The 24,389-nt window shown below is 70.1% G+C and carries 23 protein-coding genes and 2 pseudogenes; 14 read left to right on the plus strand and 11 right to left on the minus strand.

Annotated features, from left to right (window positions below; all coding sequences use genetic code 11):
- Window positions 1-82 precede the first annotated feature (82 nt).
- Window positions 83-852: pseudogene (locus tag OHT61_RS30550) on the plus strand (phosphotransferase); the annotation flags it as partial.
- A gap of 288 nt (window positions 853-1,140) precedes the next feature.
- Here OHT61_RS30550 and OHT61_RS30555 read toward each other — a convergent pair.
- The 6 genes and pseudogenes from OHT61_RS30555 to OHT61_RS30580 all read right to left on the minus strand — a co-directional run bounded on the left by OHT61_RS30555 (window position 1,141) and on the right by OHT61_RS30580 (window position 5,936).
- Entirely contained in the window at window positions 1,141-1,779 is a 639-nt protein-coding gene (locus tag OHT61_RS30555; RefSeq protein WP_329042641.1) for a Dps family protein, read from the minus strand.
- A gap of 341 nt (window positions 1,780-2,120) precedes the next feature.
- Window positions 2,121-2,285 (minus strand): annotated as a pseudogene (locus tag OHT61_RS30560) (SpoIIE family protein phosphatase); the annotation flags it as partial.
- Between the two features lie 87 nt (window positions 2,286-2,372).
- A complete protein-coding gene (locus OHT61_RS30565) occupies window positions 2,373-2,600 on the minus strand; it encodes a DUF5133 domain-containing protein (RefSeq protein WP_329042642.1) in 228 nt (75 codons plus the stop codon).
- Between the two features lie 191 nt (window positions 2,601-2,791).
- Window positions 2,792-3,406: a GOLPH3/VPS74 family protein gene (locus OHT61_RS30570; RefSeq protein WP_329042643.1), complete on the minus strand. Its 615-nt coding sequence runs from the start codon at window positions 3,404-3,406 to the stop codon at window positions 2,792-2,794.
- A gap of 353 nt (window positions 3,407-3,759) precedes the next feature.
- A complete protein-coding gene (locus OHT61_RS30575; protein WP_329042644.1) occupies window positions 3,760-5,283 on the minus strand; it encodes a catalase in 1,524 nt (507 codons plus the stop codon).
- Between the two features lie 179 nt (window positions 5,284-5,462).
- The gene (locus tag OHT61_RS30580) at window positions 5,463-5,936 is read right to left on the minus strand and encodes a VOC family protein (protein ID WP_329042645.1); all 474 of its coding nucleotides are present in this window, start codon (window positions 5,934-5,936) and stop codon (window positions 5,463-5,465) included.
- Between the two features lie 780 nt (window positions 5,937-6,716).
- Here OHT61_RS30580 and OHT61_RS30585 point away from each other — a divergent pair.
- The 7 genes from OHT61_RS30585 to OHT61_RS30615 all read left to right on the plus strand — a co-directional run bounded on the left by OHT61_RS30585 (window position 6,717) and on the right by OHT61_RS30615 (window position 13,251).
- Window positions 6,717-7,904 carry an ATP-binding protein gene (locus OHT61_RS30585; protein ID WP_329042647.1) on the plus strand — a complete coding sequence of 396 codons (1,188 nt, stop codon included), beginning with the start codon at window positions 6,717-6,719 and terminating at the stop codon, window positions 7,902-7,904.
- Window positions 7,901-8,740, plus strand: a complete 840-nt coding sequence (locus OHT61_RS30590; RefSeq protein WP_329042648.1) for a roadblock/LC7 domain-containing protein — start codon at window positions 7,901-7,903, stop codon at window positions 8,738-8,740. Before OHT61_RS30585 ends, OHT61_RS30590 begins: the two co-directional genes overlap by 4 nt.
- Window positions 8,733-9,125, plus strand: a complete 393-nt coding sequence (locus tag OHT61_RS30595; RefSeq protein WP_329042649.1) for a DUF742 domain-containing protein — start codon at window positions 8,733-8,735, stop codon at window positions 9,123-9,125. Before OHT61_RS30590 ends, OHT61_RS30595 begins: the two co-directional genes overlap by 8 nt.
- A 3-nt stretch (window positions 9,126-9,128) precedes the next feature.
- A complete protein-coding gene (locus OHT61_RS30600; protein WP_329042650.1) occupies window positions 9,129-9,689 on the plus strand; it encodes a GTP-binding protein in 561 nt (186 codons plus the stop codon).
- Between the two features lie 10 nt (window positions 9,690-9,699).
- Entirely contained in the window at window positions 9,700-11,076 is a 1,377-nt protein-coding gene (locus tag OHT61_RS30605) for a cytochrome P450 (RefSeq protein ID WP_329042651.1), read from the plus strand.
- Between the two features lie 103 nt (window positions 11,077-11,179).
- Window positions 11,180-12,427 (plus strand): cytochrome P450, encoded by a 1,248-nt coding sequence (locus tag OHT61_RS30610; protein ID WP_329042652.1) that lies wholly within the window; start codon window positions 11,180-11,182, stop codon window positions 12,425-12,427.
- Complete coding sequence (locus OHT61_RS30615) at window positions 12,424-13,251, plus strand: enoyl-CoA hydratase/isomerase family protein (RefSeq protein WP_329042653.1); 828 nt, start codon at window positions 12,424-12,426, stop codon at window positions 13,249-13,251. The genes OHT61_RS30610 and OHT61_RS30615 overlap by 4 nt, the downstream gene beginning before the upstream one ends.
- 149 nt (window positions 13,252-13,400) lie before the next feature.
- Here OHT61_RS30615 and OHT61_RS30620 read toward each other — a convergent pair whose 3' ends face one another.
- Window positions 13,401-13,982, minus strand: a complete 582-nt coding sequence (locus OHT61_RS30620; protein ID WP_329042654.1) for a snapalysin family zinc-dependent metalloprotease — start codon at window positions 13,980-13,982, stop codon at window positions 13,401-13,403.
- 517 nt (window positions 13,983-14,499) lie between these two features.
- Between OHT61_RS30620 and OHT61_RS30625 the strand changes: the two genes are divergently transcribed.
- From OHT61_RS30625 to OHT61_RS30635, 3 genes are all read left to right on the plus strand, one after another.
- On the plus strand, window positions 14,500-14,703 hold the full coding sequence (locus OHT61_RS30625; protein WP_329042655.1) for a cold-shock protein: 204 nt from the start codon (window positions 14,500-14,502) through the stop codon (window positions 14,701-14,703).
- A gap of 650 nt (window positions 14,704-15,353) precedes the next feature.
- Window positions 15,354-16,112, plus strand: coding sequence for an HAD family hydrolase (locus OHT61_RS30630; protein WP_329042656.1), 759 nt, complete (start codon window positions 15,354-15,356; stop codon window positions 16,110-16,112).
- On the plus strand, window positions 16,109-18,478 hold the full coding sequence (locus tag OHT61_RS30635) for a glycoside hydrolase family 65 protein (RefSeq protein WP_329042657.1): 2,370 nt from the start codon (window positions 16,109-16,111) through the stop codon (window positions 18,476-18,478). The genes OHT61_RS30630 and OHT61_RS30635 overlap by 4 nt, the downstream gene beginning before the upstream one ends.
- 284 nt (window positions 18,479-18,762) lie before the next feature.
- Here OHT61_RS30635 and OHT61_RS30640 read toward each other — a convergent pair whose 3' ends face one another.
- On the minus strand, window positions 18,763-19,206 hold the full coding sequence (locus tag OHT61_RS30640) for a VOC family protein (protein WP_329042658.1): 444 nt from the start codon (window positions 19,204-19,206) through the stop codon (window positions 18,763-18,765).
- A 246-nt stretch (window positions 19,207-19,452) separates the two neighbouring features.
- Window positions 19,453-20,199, minus strand: a complete 747-nt coding sequence (locus OHT61_RS30645; protein WP_329042659.1) for an SDR family oxidoreductase — start codon at window positions 20,197-20,199, stop codon at window positions 19,453-19,455.
- Window positions 20,200-20,816: 617 nt separating this feature from the next.
- Between OHT61_RS30645 and OHT61_RS30650 the strand changes: the two genes are divergently transcribed.
- Window positions 20,817-21,842, plus strand: a complete 1,026-nt coding sequence (locus OHT61_RS30650; RefSeq protein WP_329042661.1) for an alcohol dehydrogenase catalytic domain-containing protein — start codon at window positions 20,817-20,819, stop codon at window positions 21,840-21,842.
- 39 nt (window positions 21,843-21,881) lie between these two features.
- Here the strand turns inward: OHT61_RS30650 and OHT61_RS30655 are convergent, their stop codons facing one another.
- Entirely contained in the window at window positions 21,882-22,253 is a 372-nt protein-coding gene (locus OHT61_RS30655; protein WP_329042662.1) for a YybH family protein, read from the minus strand.
- Window positions 22,250-22,900: a TetR/AcrR family transcriptional regulator gene (locus tag OHT61_RS30660; RefSeq protein ID WP_329042663.1), complete on the minus strand. Its 651-nt coding sequence runs from the start codon at window positions 22,898-22,900 to the stop codon at window positions 22,250-22,252. The genes OHT61_RS30655 and OHT61_RS30660 overlap by 4 nt, the downstream gene beginning before the upstream one ends.
- Window positions 22,901-23,160: 260 nt before the next feature.
- Between OHT61_RS30660 and OHT61_RS30665 the strand changes: the two genes are divergently transcribed.
- Both OHT61_RS30665 and OHT61_RS30670 read left to right on the plus strand, forming a co-directional pair.
- The gene (locus OHT61_RS30665) at window positions 23,161-23,721 is read left to right on the plus strand and encodes an NADPH-dependent FMN reductase (protein WP_329042665.1); all 561 of its coding nucleotides are present in this window, start codon (window positions 23,161-23,163) and stop codon (window positions 23,719-23,721) included.
- Window positions 23,722-23,888: 167 nt separating this feature from the next.
- Window positions 23,889-24,365, plus strand: a complete 477-nt coding sequence (locus OHT61_RS30670; RefSeq protein ID WP_329042666.1) for a MarR family winged helix-turn-helix transcriptional regulator — start codon at window positions 23,889-23,891, stop codon at window positions 24,363-24,365.
- The last annotated feature ends 24 nt before the right edge of the window (window positions 24,366-24,389 follow it).

The raw sequence follows: 24,389 nt of genomic DNA on the forward strand, positions 1-24,389 counted from the left end.
TCGGTGACCATAGGTACAGACCAGAAGGCCGTCAAGAGTGCGAACCGGATGCGCCGCACAACCGCAGTTCAAGGATGAGAACCGACTGCCCTGGGCCACGGCTTCCGCGGACGAACTGCTGCGCAAGGAGCGTCTTGCTGCCCGGCCTCGCCCCGCACTTACCCCTTCGGATTCCCGTCCCCCAGCGCCTCGGTGCGCCGTCCGAACGGTTCCCGCGTCCCTGGCTGGTCACCACCTGGGTACCGGGTGAGCCCGCCGACCGCGTTCCCGCCACACGCGCCGCCGACGCGGCAGTGGCGCCGGCCGGTTTCCTGACGGTCCTTCACCACCCCGCCCCCGACATGGCGCCCTTCGGACGGGACCGTGGCGGCCGGTCGGCGGACACCGCCGGACCCTTCGAGCGCGACCTCACTCGGCCGCCGGGCTGGGGCTGGTCCGTGATCCGGACGCCGTCGGCGCCGTGTGGGAGGACGCCGCCGCCGCACCCGAGTGTGCGGGGCGCCGCCCCTGTGGCTCCACGGCGATCTGCATCCGGCCAACGTACTGACCACGAACGGCACCCTCTGTGGCGTGATCGACTTCGGGGACCTCTTCGCGGGCGACCCCGCATACGATCTCGCCGCCGCCTGGATCCGCCTGCCGGACGGCGCCGCAGAGCTCTGCCACGCCGCCTACCGGCCGAGGCCGGACGCCGCGGCCCTGCGCCGGGCACGCGGCTGGGCGGTTCTGTGCGCACTCACCGGCATCCGCATCGGGGACGCGGGTGTCCACGGCCACCCCGGCGGCAAACCCACCTGGGGCCCGCCCGCGCAGGCTGCGTTGCGCCGCCTCACCGCCACGCTGTCCCGGTGATCGCCCCCAGGGGTGGGAGCAGGCCCGAAGGGATGTCCATCGCGCCCGAGGCCCGCATCCCACCGCCCGAGGACCCGGCCGACACCCCCGGCACCGAGGCCCGGTGGCCTCTCGGACCCCGCTTCGGCGCACACGACTGAGCCCGGTGAGCCCGGACCGGGGAGCAGCGCGCGACGGCGCCTTCGCCCGGCCTACCGGCGCTCTGATCCCACGGCCGGGCAGCCCCGGGGCCCGGCCGTCACGGCCCGGTCCGATCCTCGAGGGACTGCCCGCCGCCCGCCGTCCGGTTCAGGCCGTGCGCTTGCGGGCCCCGGGCTTCTTGGCGGCCCGCTTGCTGTTCGCGGTCTTCGTCGCGGGGATGGGCTGAGAGGGCCCGGCCGCCGCGGCGGCCTTCTTCTCGCTGCCCGAGTCGGCCGTGCTGAGGGCGCCGGCGCTGTTCTCCAGGTGCGCGCGTACGAACCACTGGAACTGTTCCAGGGAACGCAGGTGCTCGATCAGCAGGTCCTCCGTGACGGGGTCGAGGGACGCGGCCTTCGCGGCGGCCTTCCGGTGGTCCTCGATGATGCCGGTGTACACGAGGTCCAGAGCGCCGAGGTGGGCGATGGCGTCGGCCCGGCCCACGCTGTAGTCCTGCCATGTCCGCTCGGCGACCAGGACGCCCGCCGTCCCCTGCGGCACGCCGCCCAGGGCCGAGATGCGCTCCGCGGTGGCGTCCGCCATGCCCCGGACGGCAAGCGTCTGCGGGTCGAGCATTTCGTGGACGGCGATGAAGTGCGGCCCCGTCACGTTCCAGTGGATGTGCTTGAGGGTGAGCGCCAGGTCGTTGAGGGAATGCAGGCGCATGCTCAGCAGGTCGATGACCTGGGCGCCCTCCTTGGTGGTCAGGCCGGGAACGGTGTAACGCGGAGTGGGGTTCTTCGGGGACATGATGCTCCTGGGTGGATGGGACGCTCTGCCGTCGTTCATCTCCCACCCGCACAGCGGACGTCACGCGCGTCGGCGTCGATACCACTTGACCGGCCCTGTCGAGGGTTCGCGCGTTCGACGAGGCGGGCGGAGCCGATCCGGCCGCGTCCCGTGGGCGCAGGACCCGGCTTCCAGGGACGCTCCCGTAGTCCTTGGCGGGCGCGCGACCACGACTACGGCACCTCGCCCTGTTTCGGGACGCCCGGATGCAGCGGGTGAATCGGACGTGCCTGCACCGCGCGGTGCACGGCATCCGGCGCCGCGCGCTGATCCATCACGCATCGCGGATCACAGGGCAGCCCTCAGCGGCTTCCCCTCGACGCACGCTCACCCGCCGCGGTGGCACGGATGACCGACGTCGTGAAACCGGCGAGTCCGAACCGCGAGCCGTCGGCCGGACGTGCCTCGGTCACCCCGTCCGTGGAGAGGAACACCCGGTTACCGGGTCGCAGAGCCATCTCGTGGACGGTACGTGACGTTCCCGCGGCCTTCCTGGAACCCCGCCTCCTCGCACGGAGGGGTGCCGCAGCGGAGCGCGAGCACCCGGCGGGCCCTCAGGCGCTGAGGAGCGAGTCGTCCTCCGTGCGTGCGCCGGGCAGCCGGTGACGTGCGGCGACGAGGGCCGATTCGACGTCGCGGGTGCCGGTGGACACGCAGAGCGTGTAGGCGACGTCGTCCATGCGCCGCCGGACCGCCGCGTCGCCGTTCTCGGCGTGCAGGATGCGCAGGGTGTCGTACTGCTCGACGAGGTTGCGCAGGACCGCGGGGTGGGCCATCAGCACCGGATTCTCCTTCTCGGCTTCACACAGGGGTGGTTCGCCGAGCCGTCTACCCGGTGCACTCGCCGCCATACGTGCGGGCACCCGGGCCGGGTGTCCCGCAGGCCCGGGTCCGCCGTTGCCGACGACCCCGCCCCGGAACTCCCGGACCGGGGGGTCACCCACCGCACGCCGGCATCGCGTTGCCGGCTGCTTCAGGGAGCCCGCCAGACGTTCGCGAACGCCGAACTCTCGATGGACCGACGCTGACGCACGGCCTCCAGTTCCATCACCGCGTCGTTCACCGCCGCCAGCACGGTCGTCACGGCCTCGTCGTCGGGAACCGGCTCCTCGTCGCTCTGCTCGCCCGGGATACCGACGGCCGACGCGAGGGCGGCGAGGACCGGCTCCTCGGCCTCCCACCGGTTCACGGCCCGTCGACGGGAGGGCGTGTCGGCGAGCTCCAGGCGGTCCGTGCCGAACGACAGCCGCCCGCGGTGCTCGCGGGTCAGTTCACCGGCGTCCTCGAGCGCGCTCCGGTACGACGCCGCGAGGTCGCGGCCCCGTCGCCACAGCCAGTCCTCCACCTGTTCGTGCTCTTCAGGGGGCGTCTGCCCGGTGAGCGCGGCGGACGCCTCGGCCAGGAGGCGGTCGTCCGGACGTACCTGCTCGGCGGGGACGATGCGATCGCCGTCGAGGACGACGGCCCCGGCTCCGATGAGATCGACCAGCTCGGCTCCCGCGAGCGCGAGCGACAGGTCACCCTGCCCGACGGAGTGCTTCGACTCCAGGTCCAAGGCGATGATGAAAAGGTCCTTCGCCGTAGTCATGCACGGCTCCCCTCGGATTCGTCGGTGGCGACACATCACCACCTGGTCGGCTTCCGCGTACGGCACACCCGGCGGCCCGGCGCCGGATCCGACCGCCACCGCGCGTGCCGGGCACGTGTGGATCGACAACCGGACGAGCCGGCATGGGATTCCCGCGGTGCCGCCGTTCGTACGCCGCCCCAGTATCCCCGCAGACAGCCGGCGAGGGGTGCCGGCGACAGGTCCGCCCGGCATGATCCCGAGCGAAGACCCCGTTGATCGACGACCGGTGGCCCCCCGCGAGCGCCCGGAGGCGCGTAGCGGAGGGCCACCGGTGCGGCCGGACGTGGTCCTGTCCGGTGCGAGCCTGCAGGTCAGGCCTTGTCCTGCATGGACCGGCGCGCCGGGTTGCCCTGCTCCGAGGCCTTGGGGTCCTTCTCGCCCGCCTTGGCGCGCACGCCCTCCTCGATGCGCCGGCCGATCGACGCGTCGATGTTCGACCAGTACTCGAAGGCCCTGCGCAGGATGGGCTCGGTGACGCCGTTGAGGAGGTGCCCGACGACGTTGTCCACCAGACGGTCCCTCGCCGCGTCGTCGAGGACCTCACGCACCAGCGTGCCCGGCTGGCCCCAGTCGTCGTCCTCCGAGTGGTCGACGTAGGCCGCACGGGTGATGTCGCCGTCGGCGTGCCAGCTCGGCGGGGAACCGTAGCGGGCGGTGTCGGCCGCCGGACCGCCCTTCGAGTTCGGGGCGTAGACGGGGTCAGTGGTCTTCCGGAACGCCATCGCGCCGTCCTTGGAGTACGTGCGTACCGGTGAGACGGGTGCGTTGACCGGGAGCTGCTGGTAGTTGGCGCCGATGCGGTAGCGGTGCGCGTCCGCGTACGAGAACAGGCGGGCCAGCAGCATGCGGTCCGGGCTCGGGCCGATGCCCGGGACCAGGTTGTTGGGCTGGAAGGCGGCCTGCTCGATCTCCGCGTGGTTGTCCGTGGGGTTGCGGTCCAGCGTCATCCGCCCCACCTCGATCAGCGGGTAGTCGCCGTGCGGCCAGACCTTGGTGAGGTCGAACGGGTTGAAGCGGTAGTTCACCGCGTCGTCGTACGGCATGACCTGGACGTGCAGCGTCCAGCTGGGGAACTTGCCGTCACGGATGTGTTCGAAGAGATCACGCGTGTGGTAGTCCGTGTCCGCGGCGGCCATCTGGTCACCCTCGTGCTGGGTGAAGGTCTCGACGCCCTGGTCCGTCTTGAAGTGGTACTTCACCCAGAAGCGCTCGCCCTGCGCGTTGATCCACATGTACGTGTGGGAGGTGTAGCCGTTCATGTGGCGCCAGCTGCGCGGGATGCCGCGGTCACCCATCAGCCAGGTGACCTGGTGAGCCGATTCGGGTGAGAGCGTCCAGAAGTCCCACTGCATGTCGTGGTCGCGGAGGTTGCTGTCCGCGCGGCGCTTCTGCGACCGGATGAAGTGCTGGAACTTCATCGGGTCCTTCACGAAGAACACGGGGGTGTTGTTACCCACCATGTCGTAGTTGCCTTCGGTGGTGTAGAACTTCACGGCGAAGCCACGCGGGTCGCGCCAGGTGTCGGGGCTGCCCCGCTCGCCGGCGACGGTGGAGAACCTGACCACCAGCTCGGTCTTGGTCTTGGGCTGGAAGAGCGCCGCCTTGGTGTAACGGCTGACGTCGTTGGTCACCTCGAAGCGCCCGAAGGCGCCGCTGCCCTTGGCATGCGGCTGGCGTTCGGGAATCCGCTCCCGGTTGAACTGGGCCATCTGCTCGATCAGGTAGGAGTCCTGCAGCAGGATCGGTCCGCCCGGGCCGACGGTGAGCGAGTGTTCGTCGCTCTCCACCGGGATGCCGGAGTCAGTGGTGGTCGGCTCGTGCGAGGTGTCGGTCACTTTCGTTCCCCTTCGCGGTGGGAATGGTGAGAGCGAAACGTCGAGCGGGACGGCGCGCGCCGGCCGTGTCGACATGTCGTCCGCATCGACGTCGGGGCCGGGCGTGGACTCCCGAACGAGACGCTACGCCGACTGGTGTCCCTCCGCTCTCCGAACATGGCCGCACTTGTAACCCGGTATCAACCCGGCCAAACGCAGAGAAGCGGGTCATTGGAAACGGAGATTCCGGATCCCTTTCCGCGGGTGGCCGTCGTTCGCACCCCTGCCGGAAGAACCCGGAACAACCCGGAAGAAGAGGGCCCGCTCGCGCCACCGCACCGCCGGGGCAGGGCCCGGGACGTCGTCCGCCGGGGCCGGGCAGGCCGGGAGCGCCCCGCCCGCCCGGCGTGATCAGGCCGGGCGGGCGGCCACGGACACCGGGCGCGTGGGCTCAGGTCCACGACGCGGAACAGGTGGCCGTCCGGGTCCGGGAGGACGCCGAAGCCGGGATCGGCAGGGCGGGAGTCCCGCTCGACCGCTCGCGCACCGAGCCGGACCAGCCGGGCGGCCTCGATCCGCTGCTCCGCCGTCGTGTCCGCGTACAGGTCCAGATGAATCCGGGGCCGGTCCTCCGGAGGCGACCTGTTGCGTGAACCTGTGCACCGTGCCGTCACGGCGCCTCACAGCCGTGCTCGCGACGGCCGTCGGCCACGCCTACGGACCGGGCGGCGATCGGACGGTGCCGGGGACGGATCCGGGCGGTCGCGCAGCCCGGCTGTTCCCGTCAGGGGTGCAGGCCGTCTCTCGGGCGCTGCGGGGAAGGGGCCGAGCGGACCGTGGTCCCACCCGGCCCGCGGAGCCTGTACCGGGTGGTCCGGAGCATCCCGCGCCGATCCGCCGCACCCATGTGAACCCGGCCGCGCCACTGCTTTTGCTCCGGCGAGGGGCACCGGCGCCTGAACGGACAGTGTGCGGGTGTGTTCCGAGGGCATCCGGGCACGAGGAACGGACGGCCTCACGGCAGACGGACGACACGCCGACAATCGCCGAAGGCTTGACGATGCCGCCTTCCGGTGCAGCGCAGCGGGGGGTGCGGTTGACGGTCCCTCAGATCGATGTGAGAGATTGTCAATCCTCTTGTGAAGAACCGATCGCCGGATCGGTTGCGAGAGGGGCGGCGGATGGCAATTGCGGGGCCGAAGGGGCATGTCAACCTGCGGCTGCGGCAGCTGTGTTGGCAGTGCGGGACGTCGTGACGGGCGTCCGGCGGGGCGAAGCTCCGGTGATAGCATCCCGGCATCTGTGATCTTGATCCACTTGACGCAGATGCTGATTTGCGATCGGCGGCACGCTCTCCGCGTAACAGCGGGTGAGCCGTGCCGATCGGCTGTGCTGCGGATCCTTGCGAGGTGTATCCGCAGCCGTCCGCATGCCATGCGCCGGGAAAGGTTTCCATGAATCGAGACGCACTTGTGTGGTGCTTGGTTGCGGTGGCGGCGATAGCCGTTGTCGTGATCGGGGCACTCGTCGCCCGCAACAGAGCACTGGGGGCGAAGAAGAAGCATACCGAGGCCGAACTCAGGCACCAGCTGCTCACGGCGGACAGCCACCTGCACGCCTCGCGCGCTGAGCTGCAGAGGTTCCGGAACGAGCAGGAAGCCACACTCCGCGAGGCCAAGGAGGCCGCGGAGGAGAACACCAAGTCCGTCCTCAAGGGTGCGGCGAGCTTCCTGCAGAGCCTCGCCGCCGAGCAGACGACACTGCTGGACGGCATTCAGCGCACGTACGGCGGACACGCGGTCCTCAGCGATCTCCTCGACGTCAACCACGCCAACGCGCAGATGGCGCGCAAGGCTCAGGGCATCGCGGTCATGTGCGGTGCGCCCCTCGGCCGCCGTAACCGGCCGGCCAGCGTCTACGACGTGGTGCGCAGCGCCCAGGGCCAGATCCGCAACTTCAACCGCGTCGCGATCATGCAGCAGACCGGTCTCGCCCTGAAGGCGTCCGCCGTCGCTCCGGTCGCGCTCGCCGTGGCCGAACTGCTCGACAACGCTGCCAGCTTCTCGCAGCAGGACGCACCGATCGAGGTGACGTTCCAGCGCGTGCAGAACAACCTGTGCATCGTCATCGACGACGCGGGTGTCAGCATGAACGACGAGGAGCGGCAGCGGGCCACCGCGCTGCTGTCCGGAGAGGTGGCCCCCCGCCTGTCCCAGCTCGGGACGCAGCCCAAGTTCGGTTTCCCGGTCGTCGGCCTGATCGCACGTCAGCACGGCTTCAAGGTCGATGTCACCGGAGTCTCCCGATACGGCGGCGTCAGGGCTGTCGTCCTCTTGCCCGAGGAGCTGTGGACCATGGAGGAGATACCGCCCGCCCAGGAGGCTCCGGTCAGCAACATCCGGCGCACCTCCGACAGCCGGCCCCAGAGCGCGACGTCGCGCACGATGCACGGCCTGCCCAAGCGCGGAGCGCGCCAGGCGCCCATCGCGAGCGTTCCCGATCCCGACGCCACCTCGCCGGCGCCGCGGGCCCAGGGGGAGACGGGCCGTACTTCCGGGCGCAGCCTGGGGGCCTTCCAGCGCGGCACCCTCTCCGGCCGCAACCTTGACGCCACCTCGCTCGAAGGGTCCGAAGACGCATGACCGCAGACCTGTCGTGGATGCTCGAGGACATCGTGCACAACGTGCCCCGCGCACGGCACGCGGTCCTGCTGTCCGCGGACGGCCTTCCCCGCGGTGCGACGGAAGGCCTGGCCGAGAAGGACGTGCGCACCATCTCCGCCGCCATGGCCGGGATGCAGTCGCTGAGCCGGGCGACGGCCCACTTCGCCGGACCGGAGGAGGACCGGCAGTGGAACCAGACCATCATCGAGTTCTCGCACGGCTGGAGTTTCCTCATCGGGGCGGGGCAGGGCGCCTACCTCGCCGCGGCGGCGGCACCCGACGTGGACATGCAGCAGATCTCCTTCCGGATGCACCGCCTCGTCGCCCGGCTCGGCAACAACCTCACCTCGCCGCCCAGGCTGAGCAACGAGGATGCCGGAGGGCCCCGGGAGAACGCCCCCGCGCGGCAGGGTTCGGGTGACACGGGATTCACCCTCGGCGAGCTCGACCAGGTGATGTCCGAGGTCAAGGGTGCCCGCCACGCGGTGCTGCTGGGCGCCGACGGTCTTCCCCGCGGCGCTACCAACGGAATGAGCCGTGACCTCGCGGACACGATCTCCGCGGCCATGACCGGCATCCACGCCTACAGCCGGGTCACCTCCCAGTTCGCGGGGGTCCTGGAGGACGCGGAGTGGCGTCAGACGGTCATCGAGTTCCAGCACGGATGGATCTTCCTGATGGCGGCCGGCCCCGGTGCCTTCCTCGCCGCAGCCGCCGAACACGACTGTGACATAGAGGAGTTCACCACGCGGCTGCACGAGGTGGTTCCGAAACTCACCGCGGCGACACCGGCGAAGGGGACAGGCCATGCCTGACGGGCCCGAGCAGGACGAGGAGCTGGAGCTGACGTCACCGTTAGTCCCGCTCTTCGTGATCACGAATGGACGAGCGCTCCCTCCGGACCACGAGTACGAGCACACGACGCTCGTGACGGCGGCCGCGGAGGACGGACCGGTCGCGGCGCACACGCTGTCCCCGGAGGCGGGGCAGGTCATGGACCTGGTCGCCGACGGCTTCCTGTCCGTGGCGGAGGTGGCGGGGCACACGCACCTGCCCCTGGGCATCGTCCGCATCCTGCTGGCGCAGTTGGAGGAGGACGGTCTCATCCTTGTGAGGAGGCCTATTCCACGCGCCGAACGTGTCGACAGAGAACTGGTCAGCGCCGTGCTCGAAGGCCTGAAGAATCGATTCGGAGCGTAACGCGTGTACCTGGATCCAGACGTCTCCCACGCGGTGAAGATCCTCATAGTGGGGCACTTCGGGGTCGGCAAGACCACCTGCATCGGCAGTCTCTCCGAGATCGAACCCCTGCGCACCGAGGAGGAGATCACCGAGGCCAGCGTGGGCTTCGATGACCTGTCGGGCGTGCCCGACAAGAAGACCACCACGGTTGCCATGGACTTCGGACGGCTCACCCTCAGCGACACCCTGGTCCTCTATCTCTTCGGCACGCCCGGCCAGGAGCGCTTCAAGGAGATGTGGGAAGAGCTCTCCCGGGGCGCCCTGGGCGCGCTGGTCCTCGTCGACCCGGAGCGTCTGCACGAGTCCTTCCCCGTCCTCGACCTCGTCGAGCGCTTCGGTCTGACGTACGCCATCGCCGTGAACCACTTCGAAGGCACCACGGACTACCCGCTCGAAGAGGTGAGTGAGGCCCTGAACCTCTCCGCCGACACCCCGGTCGTGAAATGCGACGTGCGGGACGAGACCTCCTCGGCGCAGGCCCTCATCACCCTCGTGCAACACCTCATGTCCCAACTCGCCTAGGAGCGCAGGAATGCAACAGCCACTCGACTCACAGATACCCCCCGGCTGCCCCGCGCACGGGAACGTCCAGATGTACGGTCCCTCGTTCGGAGCCGACCCCGAGGGCCACTACGCCCAGCTCCGGACGTTCGGTCCCAGTGCACCCGTGGACATCGCCCCCGACGTCCAGGCCGAGCTCGTCACCAGCTACGACGCCGCACTGTACGTCCTGCAGAACCCCGCCTCCTTCGTGCGCGACTCACGCCGCTGGAACGCCCTCAACGAGGGACGCGTCCCGGCCGACAGCCCCGCGCTGCCCATGATGGGTTACCGCCCCAACGCGCTCTTCAGCGACGGCGCGGCACACGCCCGTCTGCGCCAGGCCGTCACGGACAGTCTCGCCACGGTCAACGAGCACCAGCTCATCAGGCAGACCCAGCAGTCCGCCAACTACCTGATCAGCCAGTTCAGTACGGACATCCGCGGCCAGGCCGAGCTCATGGCCGAGTACGCGCAGCCGCTGCCCCTGCTGGTCTTCAGCGACCTGTTCGGCTGCCCGCCCGAGATCGGTGACCGCGTCATCGCCGGCATCAGCGGCATCTTCGAGGGCACGCCCGGGGCCGACGAGGTCCTCGGCGGAGCGCTCACCGAGCTGATCGCCCTCAAGCGGCGCAGGCCCGCGGCCGACCTGACGACACGTCTGATGGAGCACCCGGCGCAGCTGAGCGACGAGGAGGTGCTGCACCAGCTCGTGACCCTGCTCTCCGGCGGCACCGCACCGCTGGCCGCGGCCATCGGCACCAGCAGCGCGCTGTACCTCGGTGAGGACTGGCAGGTCGGCCTTCCGGTCGAGGACGCCGTCTCGCAGACCCTCTGGAACTACGCACCGATCGCCAACTACGCGGCGCACTACCCGACTCACGACGTCGAACTCGGCGGCAGGGTGGTCCGGGCCAACGACCCGATCCTGGTCTCGTTCGCCGCGGCCAACACCGATCCCAAGCTGACCGAGCACCGCGAACAGCTCAGCGCGAAGGCACACTTGGCATTCGGCGCCGGGCCGCACGCCTGCCCCGCCAAGGACCCTGCGTTCATGATCGCGGTGACCGCGGTCGAAGCGCTGCTCAACCGGCTTCCCGACGTCGAGATGCGCGTCCCGTTCAAGGCGCTCACCTGGGCACCCAGCCCGTGGAGCCGCACGCTGGTGACCCTGCCGATCCGCTTCTCCCCGCGGGCGGTTCCCCAGGCGGCCGAGCCGGCCGCACCGAACCCGGGCCCGGCGCCGCAGCAGCAGGCGACGCCCTCCTCACCCCCCGCCACCGGACCTTCGCGTACCGGCCGAAGCTCCGCATCGCAGTCCAAGGGCGGCCTCTTCACCCGCTTCCTCGCCTGGACCAGGGGCGAGTGAGGCAGGAGTGATATTAGTAACCTCCTGAGTACTCAGTGGTAGTGGATGCTTTAACGATCATGTGGGTATGCATGGCGGCTGGTTCTCAGAAAGGAGCCGCCATATGGGGGTTGCCACATCTCCTTCGTACGACCGCCGGGCGTCCGCCTCCCTCTTCTCCCGTCTGCGGACGGCCAGAGGGCAGGCAGACCCCTTCCCGATATACGCCGAACTCCTCGCGCGGGGAGAAGTGGTGCCAGCACCCTGGGGCGGCTCGCTGGTCACGGGCTACGCCGCCTGCGACCAGGTCCTGCGCAGCCGGCAGTGGCTGGAGCCCGACCGGAGCTGGCGTGAGCGCCAGGGGCCCGGGACCCGCTGGAACGCGCCCTCCTCGCGCGAGATGAGCAACACGCTCGCCGCGCTCAACCCGCCGGACCACACCAGGGTCCGACGGGCCGCGGGAACCTTCGACAGGGCCACCGTGGAGCGCATCGGCAGCACCGTGGGCCGGACCGCGAATCAACTGCTCGACGCCTTCACGGAGCGAATACGCACCGGCGAGGCGGACTTCTCGGAGCTGGTCTGCGAGGAGCTGCCGGTCGCCACCATAGGGGGCTGGCTCGGACTGCCGCGGGCCGACTGGCCCCGGCTGCGACAGCTGACCCACGATCAGGTGTTCACCCAGGAACTTCTGCCCTCGGCCAGCCAGCTGGCCCTGTCCGACGCGGCCACGGCCGAACTCCGCACCTACTTCACGGAGATGGTGCGGGACCGGCGCCTCCACCCGGGTGATGATCCCGTGACCCGGTGGATCCGGGCATGGGACGCGATCGAGCCCGACCGGGACAAGGCGGACGAGGCGGTCTACTTCCTGGTGCTGTTCGTCGTGCTGGCAGCCCTGGAGACCACCGCGACCCTCCTCTCGACGATGACGCTCCGGCTCGTCGAGAGCCCGGACCGATGGAACATGATCGCCGACAACCCCGGCCTCGTGGCCGGCTTCGTGGAGGAGACCCTCCGCCACGACCCGCCCACCCACGTGATCAGCAGGGTCGCCCCGCAGGACACCGTGCTGGGAGGCGTCGAGGTGCGCCGCGACGAGATGGTCCACCTCATGATCGGGGCGGCGCACCGGGACCCGGCCAGGCACGCCGACCCGGACCGGTTCGACCCCGCACGCCCCCCGGGCCACCTCGCGTTCAGCGGCGGAATCCACTACTGCCTCGGTGCTCCGCTGGCCCGTCTCGAAGCCCAGACCCTTCTCCGCCAGCTGATCCGGCGCCTTCCCCGCCTCACTCTCGTACGCCCCCCGTCGATGGCGCCCCGCGTGGCGTTCCGGCGCCTGCTGAACCTGGACGTAGCCCTCGCATGACCGAAACCGGCCCCACCCCCACGCCCGCACAGGACCCCACGCCCGCACACACCCCCACCCCCACACGCGCCCGGACCGTCCCCAAGGCGGTACTCGCCGAGCACGATGGTCCCGTGCTGCACGTCCGCCTCAACCCCTGGGGGCAGGACGACACACTGGACGCCGTGGTACTCGACGACCTCGTCGCCCTGCTCGACGACCTCCACGAGAGACCCGACATCCGGATCCTGACGCTGTCCTCACTGGGTACGGACTTCAGCCTCGGTGCCGACCGCGCCGAATACCAGGAGGCGCTGGCCGCCGATCCGTCCGGCGTGGCGCTGCGCCGCATCGCCGACAAGGCCCACCGCCTGTGCCAGGCGCTGGAGAACACGCACGCGGTCACCATCGCCCGGCTGCACGGGCGTGTCATCGGCGCCGGCCTCGCGCTCGCCTCCTTCTGCGATCTGCGCGCCGGTGCCGACACCAGCCGCTTCCGCATGCCGGAGGTCGGCATCGGCCTGCCGCCGGCATGGGGCGGTGCGATGGGACGCCTGGTCTCCGAGGCGGGCGCCGCGAGGATCCGCGAACTGATGCTCACCTGCGAGGTCTTCGACGCCGGCACGGCCCAGCGCATCGGTCTGCTGCACCGGACCGCGCCCTTGGACCAGTTGGACAAGGCGGTCGAATCCTGGATCAGACCCCTCGTCCGACGCTCGCCGGAAGCGCTCGTCCTGACCAAGCGCATGCTGGCGGGCTTCGCGCGGGCGGACCGGACGGCGGACGTCTCCCTGCTCGACTCCCACCTGCTGGCGGCCTCTCTCCACCAGCGCGCGAGAGGCTGATCGCGGACCGGCGTGGGCGTCCGGCGCGCGCGCCGGTCATCGAGGCGGGGGGCGCAGCCGAGGGCCCCGGCACATCCATCGGCACCGCGACGAGGCGCCCGACCGCGCAGGACGGGGCCGGGCGCCTCGCGCCGTGCTTCCGGCGGCTGCTAGCCGGCGTCCACGAGGAGGCGGCCGGCGGCCGGGGACCGCGAGGTGAGGCCGTTGGCGTAGGCGGACTCCACGCGGCTCTGCTCGGAGGCGTTGGGTACCGCGTTACGGCACGCGGTGCCTGCGCTGGAGCCCGACATCAGCTGGGAGCACGGTCCGGGTTTGGTGTCCGGCAGGCCGAGGCTGTGCCCGATCTCGTGAGCGGCGATGCGCGTCCTGTCGTATCCCTGTGACACCGCTTGGCTTCCCAGCTCGACGCGCACCTGGCCGCCCACGCGCACGGGACCGAGGGTCGCCTGCGGCCAGCCGCTGGTGGCGACGATCACGATCTCGGCCCGGGCGCCGGGCGCGGCCTCGACCAGCTTCACGTTGTCGACGTTCAGGTTCCACGACGCGACTCCGGCGCTGATCGCCGCTTCCCAGCCGGCGGCGCGGCTGTCGTCGTAGCGGAGCGTCACCACCGCCGCCGCATCCGAGGAGGCGGCCTGCTGGGGTGCCGGAGCGGCGTGTGACGCCGTTGCTGCGGCCAGGGTGAGTGCTGCGGCGGTACCGGCTGCCTTCAGCCATAAGGGGTGCGTCATTACTGTCCCTTCACTTGTGGGGGCCCGGTTCCAGGGAGCCGGGAGCGCGGGAGCCGGGCACACCGGTGGGGTCGGCCGGCGCCCGGTCTCCCGAGATCCCCCGAACTATGCCCGGGCCGCAGGGTTGGTCATGCCCCTGTCACCCAGAAGGGCCTGAAAAGGGCACTCCGCCGCCGGCGCCACCGCCACGCCCGGGGAGCCGGGACCCGGACGGCTCAGAGCCGCACCGCGACTCCGGGGCGGCTCGGCGCTCCTCGGTCGCCCGCGATGCCGGGCCCTCGGGCGTGACGATTCGCCTCCTGGATGGCAGTTGGGGTACCGGGTCACCCGACTGGACGCGTGCGTCGTGTTGTTGCTCCCTGGTGGGGGCCGGTTCCGCGATGTAGCGTCTCTGCCAGATGTCGTGGTCCGCTTCGCTTGCCCGCGCTTTGGTGCGGGCGTTTTGCTGTGTCGGCGCGGACCACGGCACCCCGGGACCGCGAGGTGCGGGTCCGGATATGAACAGGAAGGCACAAGCATGGCCAGCGGGACTGTGAAGTGGTTCAACGCCGAGAAGGGCTTCGGTTTCATCCAGCAGGACGGCGGTGGACCGGACGTCTTCGCGCACTACTCCGCCATCAACGCCACCGGCTTCCGGGAGCTCCAGGAAGGCCAGGCCGTCACCTTTGACATCGCGCAGGGCCAGAAGGGCCCGCAGGCGGAGAACATCACTTCTGCCTGACCTCGCCGGGCGCAGCACGCCCAGGGCCCCCCGGACGAGCGCCGGGGGGCCCGGTGACCGGATCCGGCCCGCGCCGCCGGTCCGCGAACCCGTACCTTCCGGCACGGGCCGGTACGCGCGTACCGGCCCGTACGGGCCATCGGGCCGTACCGCCGGGCCATCCAGTGAAGCCGCGGCGACCCGAGCGCACCCGTCGGCAGTGATCCGACCGGCCACAGGACCTCGGACACGGCCCCGCGGGGCGTCCGTCGGCGAAGCGGCAGCGCCGGCCCCACCGTGGCGCCTCGGGGTCCCGGTGCCAGGGCCGAGCAGCGCCGTAGCGTGTGCGTGACACGACCGTCAGGGCCTGTCCTCCTCGTCGCGCAGGGCGTCCGGCCTGTGCACGGCGGAGCGGCCGGCTTGTCGCTCTCACCTCGTACCGGGGGGCTCGTCGCGTGAGGCGTCGACGGTCCGGCCCGGCGCCTCCGGACCTCCTGGACCCTGCTCCCGGGGCCCGGCCTCGTCTCCCCAGCCGCAGGTTGCACCAGTCTTCAGCCGGGGGGATCGTGAGATGACGGGTCGGGCCCGAGGTAAGGGCCGCCGCGCTCCACGTCCGGATCACCGCGCGGCACGGGCCACGACGATGCCGGTCCGGGAAGGGCGCGCTCGCCATGGAAGAGCTAGGTCTGCCGGCTCGCATACAGGCTTGTCTTTTCGACATGGACGGTGTGATCACGAAAACCGCCGTGGTCCACGCCGCCGCATGGAAACAGGCCTTCGACGAATTCCTGGAGCGGCGCTACGGCGCCGGCTTCACACCGTTCGACTCCGAGCACGACTACAACGAGTACGTGGACGGCAAACCGCGGGCGGACGGCGTCCGGAGTTTCCTGGAGTCCCGGGACATCAGGCTCCCCGAAGGATCGCCGGAGGATACCGGCGAGCAGGAGACGGTCCAGGGCCTGGGGAACAGAAAGAACGCCCTGCTGCTCGAAAAGATACGTACGACCGGCGTCGAGGCCTACCCGAGCACCCTGCGCTACGTCAGGGCGGCGAGGCAGCGGGGGATCAGGACGGCGGTCGTGTCCTCCAGCGTCAACTGCCGGGCGATTCTCCAGTCCGTGCAGGCGGAGGACCTGTTCGACGTCCGCGTCGACGGGCTGATCGCCGCTGAACGCGGACTCGCCGGCAAACCGCATCCGGACACCTTCCTCGCAGCGGCCGACGAACTCGGTGTGAAGGCCTCCGCGTCAGCGGTCTTCGAGGACGCGCTGGCCGGCATGGACGCGGGGCGCTCGGGCCACTTCGGATACGTCGTGGGTCTGGACAGGGTCGGACAGGCAGACGCCCTGCGGGCGCACGGCGCGGACATCGTGGTGCCGGACCTGGCGGACCTTGGAGACCTGGCGGACCAGGGGGGCCGGACATGATCACCGCCAACTGCTTCGCGGTGGACCCCTGGATCCTGCGGGAGGCGCCGCTGAACATGGACCTGCTGCCGCAGAGCGAATCCGTCTTCGCCCTGTCCAACGGACACGTCGGCTGGCGCGGGAACCTCGACGAGGGCGAGCCGCACGGCCTGCCCGGCTCCTACCTCAACGGAGTGCACGAGGTGCACCCCCTGCCGTACGCGGAGGGAGCCTACGGCAACCCCGAGTCCGGCCAGACGGCGATCAACGTGACCAATGGGAAGGTCATCCGACTCCTCGTCGACGACGAGCCGTTCGACCTGCGCTACGGCCGCCTGCGCAGTCACGAGCGGGTCCTCGACCTCCGGGCCGGGGTGCTGAGGCGTACCTGTGAATGGACCTCGCCCGCGGGCTGCAGCGTGCGGGTCCGGTCGACCCGCATGGTCTCCTTCACGCAGCGCTCGATAGCCGCGATCGCCTACGAGGTCGAAGCGGTCGACACCACGGTGCGTGTCGTGGTGCAGTCGGAACTCATCGCCAACGAGCAACTGCCCACGCCCAAAGGGGATCCCCGCGCCGCCGTCGCCCTGCAGTCGCCGCTGGACGCCGAAGAGGCCGCGGCCTCGGGGACGCGCCTGAGGCTGATCCACTGCACCCACAACAGCGGGCTGAGGGTGGCGGCGGCGGCCGACCACACCGTGGACGGGCCCGCGATGACCCGCACCAGCAGTGAGAGCAACGCCGATGTCGCCCGGCTCACCGTCACGTCGGAACTCGCCCCGGGCGACAAGCTCCGCATAGAGAAGACGGTCGGCTACGGCTGGTCGGGCGTCAGGTCGCTTCCAGCCGTGCGGGACCAGGTCGAAGCCGCGCTCGCCGCGGCCGCCACCACGGGCTGGCAGGGGCTGATCGACGAACAGCGGGAGTACCTGGACGACTTCTGGGCCAGGTCGGATGTCGAAGTGCAGGGCGACGAGGAACTGCAACAGGCCGTGCGCTTCGCCCTGTTCCACGTACTCCAGGCCGGCGCTCGCGCCGAGCAGCGTGCCATTCCCAGCAAGGGACTGACCGGCACGGGGTACGACGGCCACTCCTTCTGGGACACCGAGACCTTCGTGCTGCCCCTGCTCACCTACACCTCGCCCAACGCGGTCGTCGAGGCGCTGAACTGGCGGCACAGTACCCTGCCCCAGGCGCGCGAGCGTGCACGGCAACTCGGCCTGCGCGGGGCGGCTTTCCCCTGGCGGACCATCGAGGGTTCGGAATGCAGCGCCTACTGGCCGGCGGGGACCGCCGCCTTCCACGTCAACGCCGACATCGCCGACGCCGTGATCCGCTACGTCTCCGCCACCGGTGACGCGGAGTTCGAGCGCGGATGCGGACTGGAACTCCTGGTGGAGACGGCCCGGCTGTGGATGTCCCTCGGTCACCACGACAGCGGGGGAACGTTCCACATCGACGGAGTGACCGGGCCGGACGAGTACAGTGCGATCGCCGACGACAACACCTATACGAACCTCATGGCGGCCAGGAACCTGCGCTGGGGTGCCGAGATCGCCGAACGCAACCCGCGGGAGGCGGCAGCCCTGGGGGTGGACCACGAGGAGACCGCGTCGTGGCGGGAGGCCGCCGCGGAGATGCACCTGCCGTACGACGACGAGCTGAAGGTGCACGAGCAGCACGCGGGGTTCACACGTCACCAGCCGTGGGACTTCGCCTCCACCCGCATCGACCAGTACCCCCTGCTGCTGCACTTCCCCTACTTCGACATCTACCGCAAGCAGGTGGTGAAGCAGGCTGACCTGGTGCTGGCGATGTACACGTGCGGTGAGTCCTTCGACGCGGAGCACAAGGCACGCAACTTCGCCTACTACGAGCCGTGCACGGTGCGCGACTCCTCGCTGTCCGCCTGCTGCCAGGCCGTGATCGCGGCGGAGGTCGGTCACGCGCAGCTCGCCTACGACTACGCCGTCGAAGCGGCGATGATGGACCTGAACGACCTGGAGAACAACACCCGCGACGGACTGCACATCGCGTCCCTCGCCGGCACCTGGATGGCCCTCGTCTGCGGGTTCGGCGGAATGCGCCATGACGGGGACCACCTGTCGTTCATGCCACGGCTGCCGGAGCGGCTCAGCCGGCTCGCCTTCCGCGTCAGGATCTGGGGCCGCAGTGTCCGCGTCGAGATCGATGCCCGGTCGGCCACCTACACGTTGCTCGACGGTGAGTCGATGACGATCCGTCACCACGGCGAGGAGCTCACCCTCACCAGCGGATCGGCCACGAGCCGGCCCGTGCCCGACGGTCACCGCCGCCGCGCACCCGAGCAGCCGCCGGGCCGCTATCCGGGGCGTCCCGGGCAGCAGCAGGCCGACGAAGAACCCTGACACGGCCGTCGGCGGCAGCGCACCGCCCTCGCCGCCCGTCGTTGCCGCCTCGTGCCTCGTGCCGCGCGCCATCGCCGCCCGCCCTCGTGCCGCCCGTCGTCGACGGCGGGCGGCACGAGGCGGCAACGCAGACAGCCGACAACGCAGACAGCCGACAGCGAAGCGGCAACGCAGACAGCCGACAGCACGGAGCGAGGCAGCCGACCCTGGCCCGGCCGACTGCCTCGCTCGCTCGAGGTCACCCCTGTCCCGCCCGACGTCACGCGTGGCGTCGGGTCACGGTGTCACCTGCCGGGGAGGCGCTCCGTGATCTCCTGCACCGTCCAGCCGTTGCCGTCCGGGTCGGTGAACGAGAGGAACGATCCGTAGCTCGCCCGCTCGGGTGCCGTGCCGGGCAGCCGGGCCTTCGTGCCCGCGTGGTGGAAGACTCCGCCGGCGTCGTGGAAGATCTCGCTGACCGCGACACCGTTCCCGGCCAGATCCGCACGTGCCGCCTCGATGTCCGATACGACGAGGTGCAGGCCCTCGACCGAGCCTGGTGCTGCGGTGCTGACGCCGTCGCCGAAGATCACCGAGCAGGGCGAGCCAGGAGGCGTCACCTGCACCACCCGGAAGCCGTCGTCGCCGGCGACGTCGGCGTCCAGCCGCCACCCCAGTCCTGAGTAGAAGCTCTTCGCCCGGTCGACGTCCGCAACCGGGATCACTACGACTTCGAGTTTCATGTCCACGGTGGAGCCTTTCTGTCCCGCCTGCGAGTATTCCCCCACGAGTATTCCCCCTGCGGTCGGCCGGACGCATCCGCACATCGCTGCGCGGCGCTCTGAAGCGCCGACCGTGCAATGGCGTCGGTCGACTGCGAATTACCACGATACTGCCCGGCCATAACCCCGCCACTCGTACGCCGAGTTACGGCAGCCCAGGTGAAAGAGCGTGATCCCGAGGAATTCTTTTCCCCTGCACCGGAAACGGATCCGTCAGGTCGACAGGAGCTGCTGGCCGCCGTCGATGTCGTAGGTGGCGCCCGTCAGTGCTTCGTTGCACATGAGGTGCACGGCGAGAGAGGCGACGTCCTGCGGGCCGACGACCCGGCGGATCGGGAGCGAGGCACGAAGCTCCGCCCGTCGAGCCTCGATCCGATCGCCGAGGAGTGAAGCTGACAAGGGTGTGTCGACGAAGCCGGCGGCGATGAGGTTGACCCGGACCGGTGCCAGCTCCAGCGCCAGGTTCGCGGTGAGGGCCGGCAGCGCCGCGGTCATGGCCGCGGTCACCGACCTGCCGATCCCCGGCCTCCGGCCGCCTGTGCCACCGACGAACAACAGCGTTCCGCCGTCGCGCACTTTGCCCCGGCCGTACTTCGCGATGGCGAGGGTCATGGCCAGACGCTCGCCGAAGTGCCGACTGGTATCGGTCACGTCCATGTCGTCCAGGGGGGCGTACGACGGTCCGCCCGCCGTCGACAGGACGTGGTCGACCGTATGGGGCAGATCTCCGAAGAACCGCTGGACACGGTCCGTGTCACCGGCGTCGAACGCTGCCGTGCTCAAGGGCCGGATCTCGGCCGCGGCCCTGTCCAGCCGTTGCCGGTCGCGTCCGACCATCACCACCTGGCCTCCGGCTGCCCGCACTTGGCGCGCGGTCTCGAGGCCCATCCCCGAACTCGCGCCGATCACCACGACGATCTGGTCGACGAGCTCCTGGGACCGGTCCGGCTTGCTGCCCATCAATGCCTCCGGATGATCGAGGCGGCAACGAGGTGGGGAGCCGATCCGGGTGGGACGGCGTCCCCGCGGGGGCCGTCACCGCAACCCTGTCGGGGCGGGCCGCCACCCGGCTGCCCTCCAGCCCTCGCATCCACCACCGGTGCAGCCGACTTGTCGAGCGTCGGCGGAACCCTCGCGAACCGCACTGCCGCCGGGCCCGCCACGGCGTGTCCGGCTTTCCTCGAACGTACCTCGCGAGGCGATGCGCCACCAGCGGGAGCGGTGTCACCTCGTACGCGCCGGGAGCCGAAATCGTCTACCCACCGCCGCCGCGCGGGACATGTCCGTCAACCCGGTCAGGGAATTCAGGGGTTGTCTTTGCCGGGGGGAACACGACCCTCGGGCCGTATCTGTTGCCCGCAGGATCATGCGGTGGTGGGATGGAGATGCTTTGTTTCGAAGCTCTCGTTCCGAAGCTCCGGTTTCGAATCCGAAGGACCGGGCGAGCCGAGGCGGTGGCCCGCACCGTATTCGCCGGTGGTCGAGAGCGACAGCGGCCGGATGAGAATCCGGACCGCCTTCCCATCATCGGCCTGCGGTCGCCCGTGGGTCGCCGCTCCGGGAGTTCGGAGACACTCATGAACACCTACCGGGCCGCGCAGGTCGCCACCCCGAACGGCAATTTCGAGGTCGTGGAGCGCGAAATTCCCCATCCAGGCCCCCGGCACGTGCGGCTGGCCGTCGAGGCCTGCGGGATCTGCCACAGCGACGACGTGTTCGTCACCGCCGGGCTCCCCGGCGTGCGGTTCCCGCTGGTCCCGGGGCACGAGGTCGCCGGTCGCATCGAGGAGCTGGGGGAGGGGGCGCAGGAACATCAGTGGAACGTGGGAGACCGCGTGACGGTGGGGTGGTTCGGAGGGAGCTGCGGATACTGCGTTCCGTGCCGACAGGGCGACTTCATGGTCTGCGAGAACATCAAGATCCCCGGATGGGCATACGACGGGGGGTACGCCGAGAGCATGATCGCGCCGATCGACGCCCTGGCGCGCATCCCCGACGCCCTGACGGCCGCCGAAGCGGGGCCCATGGCCTGCGCGGGCGTCACGACCTTCGACGGACTGCGGCGTAGTTCCGCCGGCCCCGGCGACCTGGTGGCGGTGCTGGGACTCGGCGGGCTCGGCCATCTCGGTGTGCAGTTCGCACGGGCCATGGGCTTCGAGACGGTGGCCATCGCCCGTGGTGCCGAGAAGGGTGAACTGGCCAGGGAACTGGGGGCCCATCACTACATCGACAGCACGGCCGGTACGCCCGTCGCCGAAGCGCTGCAGGCTCTGGGGGGCGCGAAGGCCGTCCTCGCCACTGCCGGCAGTTCGGAGGCCATCTCGGCGACGGTGGACGGCCTGCGCCCCCGAGGCGAACTCACGGTCATCGGAGTCTCGCCCGAGAACTTCGACATCAGTCCGCTGCAGATCATCCTGAGCGGACGCGTCCTGCGGGGACACCCCTCCGGGACCGCACGAGCGGTGCAGGACACCATGGAGTTCAGCGCACTGCACGGCATTCGCCCCGTGGTCGAGACGATGCCACTCGCCGAGACCGGCACGGCCTACCGCAAGATGCTCTCGGGTTCCGCCCGCTTCCGGATGGTCCTGACCACCGGCTGACCCTCTCCCTCGGACCCTCTTCCTTGCGAGGATGCCCCGTCAGTCCCGCGTCTGCGCCGGGAGCCGTGAGACGTGGTACTGACGGATCTTCCAGCCCTCGTCGTCTCGCTGTACCACCAGCGACATACGCATCCGCACCTCGGGTCGCGCTCCGCCGGTGACGGTGACATCGGCGAAACCGCAGGTGACGCCCGGCCCGATCGTGTAGCTGTGGAGAGGGACGACATCGGCACGCCGACCGTCCGCGACGGCCCGGTAGTACGAGCGCACAGCATCGCGGCCGGTGGTGACGGACGGCCCGAAGCCCTGGAACAGGGCGTCCTGGGTGAAGAGGTCCGCCATCTCGTCCGGCCGGTGGCTGTCGAAGGCGTGCTTCCAGCGTGCGAGGACTTCCTCGAGGGCATCGGTCACGGCCCGACTCCCGTCGGCCGCGCGGTGTACGCGCCTTCGTACAGGGTGGCGGTCGCCGTGTGCACGAGGAACTCCTCTGCGCGGTCCCACGACCAGCCGTTGTCGACCACCAGCGAGCGCCAGCCGCCGGGCCCGAACCAGAACCACAGGAGGTCCGCGGTCTCCTGCTCGGTGCCGGCCGGTGCGGGGGTGAGCGCGTGGAGGTGGCGCGCGCCGGCGCGGAGGGCGTCACGGTACGCGGCCGTGGCGCGCTGCCGCAGGGCGTCGCCGTTCTCGTGGACGGGCAGAGCCTTGTGGATCGCCTCGTGCACGCAGAAGTGCCCCTCGTTGCCGGCGCGGGTGCCGTGGGCCAGGGTCTCGATCACCGCCTTCGGCGAGCTTTGGCCGAGTACCTCCTGAACGGCGTCTTCGTACCCGGACGCCGCCACACCCTGATCGACGATCCGGTCCAGGATGTCGCCCTTGCTGCCCGTGCTCGCGAACACCGTCTTGGGGGAGACTCCGGCGGCGGAGGCGATGTCCGCGACGGTCACCAGGCCGTATCCGCGTTCTGCGAACAGCTCTGTGGCCCGCAGCAGAATCTGCTCGCGCGTACGTGCAGCCGCCTGTTCCCTCAGGGGAGAGGCGTAGGGGCGCTTGTGAGGCATTGGGGCATTCTATGCCGGGCCGCGCATTCCTCATCGGGCACGGGCTGACCGGCAATCCCGGGACGGAGGGCACCGGGCCTTCGGGTGCTGAGGACCGGACCGTAACGGAACGCCCCCCTGTGATGCTGCTCCGTCAGATGCCGGATCCGACGGGAATGCTCCAGATGAATATATTTGACTGGGCAAGCATGTCGCGTTACGTTTCACGCCGAAGCGCGTTGCACAATGCGTTTCTGCAATGATCCACGAAGGGATTTCGCATGGTCAAGATCGGTATCATCCTTGGTAGCACCCGCCCGGGCCGTAATGGTGAGGCGGTGGCGCGTTGGGTGTACGACGTCGCTTCGCAGCGCACGGACGTCGAGTTCGAGCTGGTTGATCTGCTGGACTACAACCTGCCGCACCTCGACGAGATGATGCCGCCGTCGATGGGTCAGTACGCGCAGCCGCACACGCAGGCGTGGGCGAGCAAGATCGCTTCGTTCGACGGTTTCGTCATGGTGACGCCGGAGTACAACCACTCGACGTCGGGTGCGCTGAAGAACGCGATCGACTTCCTGTACGGGGAGTGGAACAACAAGGCTGTCGGGTTCGTGGGTTACGGCTCGGTGGGTGGTACGCGTGCGGTGGAGCACCTGCGTCTGATCGCGGCGGAGCTGCAGATGGCGGACGTGCGTGCGCAGGTGGCGCTGTCGCTGTTCACGGACTTCGAGAACTTCAGCACGTTCAAGCCCGGTCAGCACCAGGTCGACTCGCTGAACGCGACGCTGGACCAGGTCCAGGCCTGGAGCGCGGCCCTCGCCCCGCTCCGCGCCGCCTGACGGCCCGACGTTCTGCCTCGTCTGTGGGGGCCGCCTCAGGCGGCCCCCACAGACGTGGACACCCCCCAATGAGCATGATTCGTGCGCGGCAGCAGGGCCCGGCCGAAGCGCGTGATTCAGAGGTTCGCGACCGATCATTTTCTTCGTTGAGCAAGTAAAGTGGGACCATGTCACATATCGCACAGCATTCGAACCCTGCTGAGCCGGAGCCCAAGCCCCTCAACGCCGAAGAAGAGGCCGTCGTACGCTCGCTGAACCGGGTCATCTATGCGCTCCCTCGTGCGATCGACGCCGACATGCTGCGGGAGCAGCGGATCTCGCTTGTTGAGTACCTGGCACTGGCGAACCTCTCCGAGGCTCCCGGAGAGCAGCTTCGGATGAGCGATCTCGCAGCCGCTGTCGAGATGTCGCTCAGCGGCATGACGCGGCTGGCGACCCGGCTGGAGAGCCAAGGGCTGCTCGAGCGTGTCAGAGCGACGAACGACGCCCGCGGGTGGAACGCCATCCTGACCCCTGTGGGCCGCGAACGCCTGGAGAGGGCCTGGCCCACCAATCTGGCCTCCTTGCGCCGGCACTTCCTCGATCATCTGACCGGCCTCGACCTCACGAAGCTCGCAGCGGCACTGAGCGAGATCGCCACCTGACGAAGTGGTGCGCCCTGGGCAGGG

It is taken from the genome of Streptomyces sp. NBC_00178 (assembly GCF_036206005.1).
Taxonomy (GTDB): domain Bacteria; phylum Actinomycetota; class Actinomycetes; order Streptomycetales; family Streptomycetaceae; genus Streptomyces.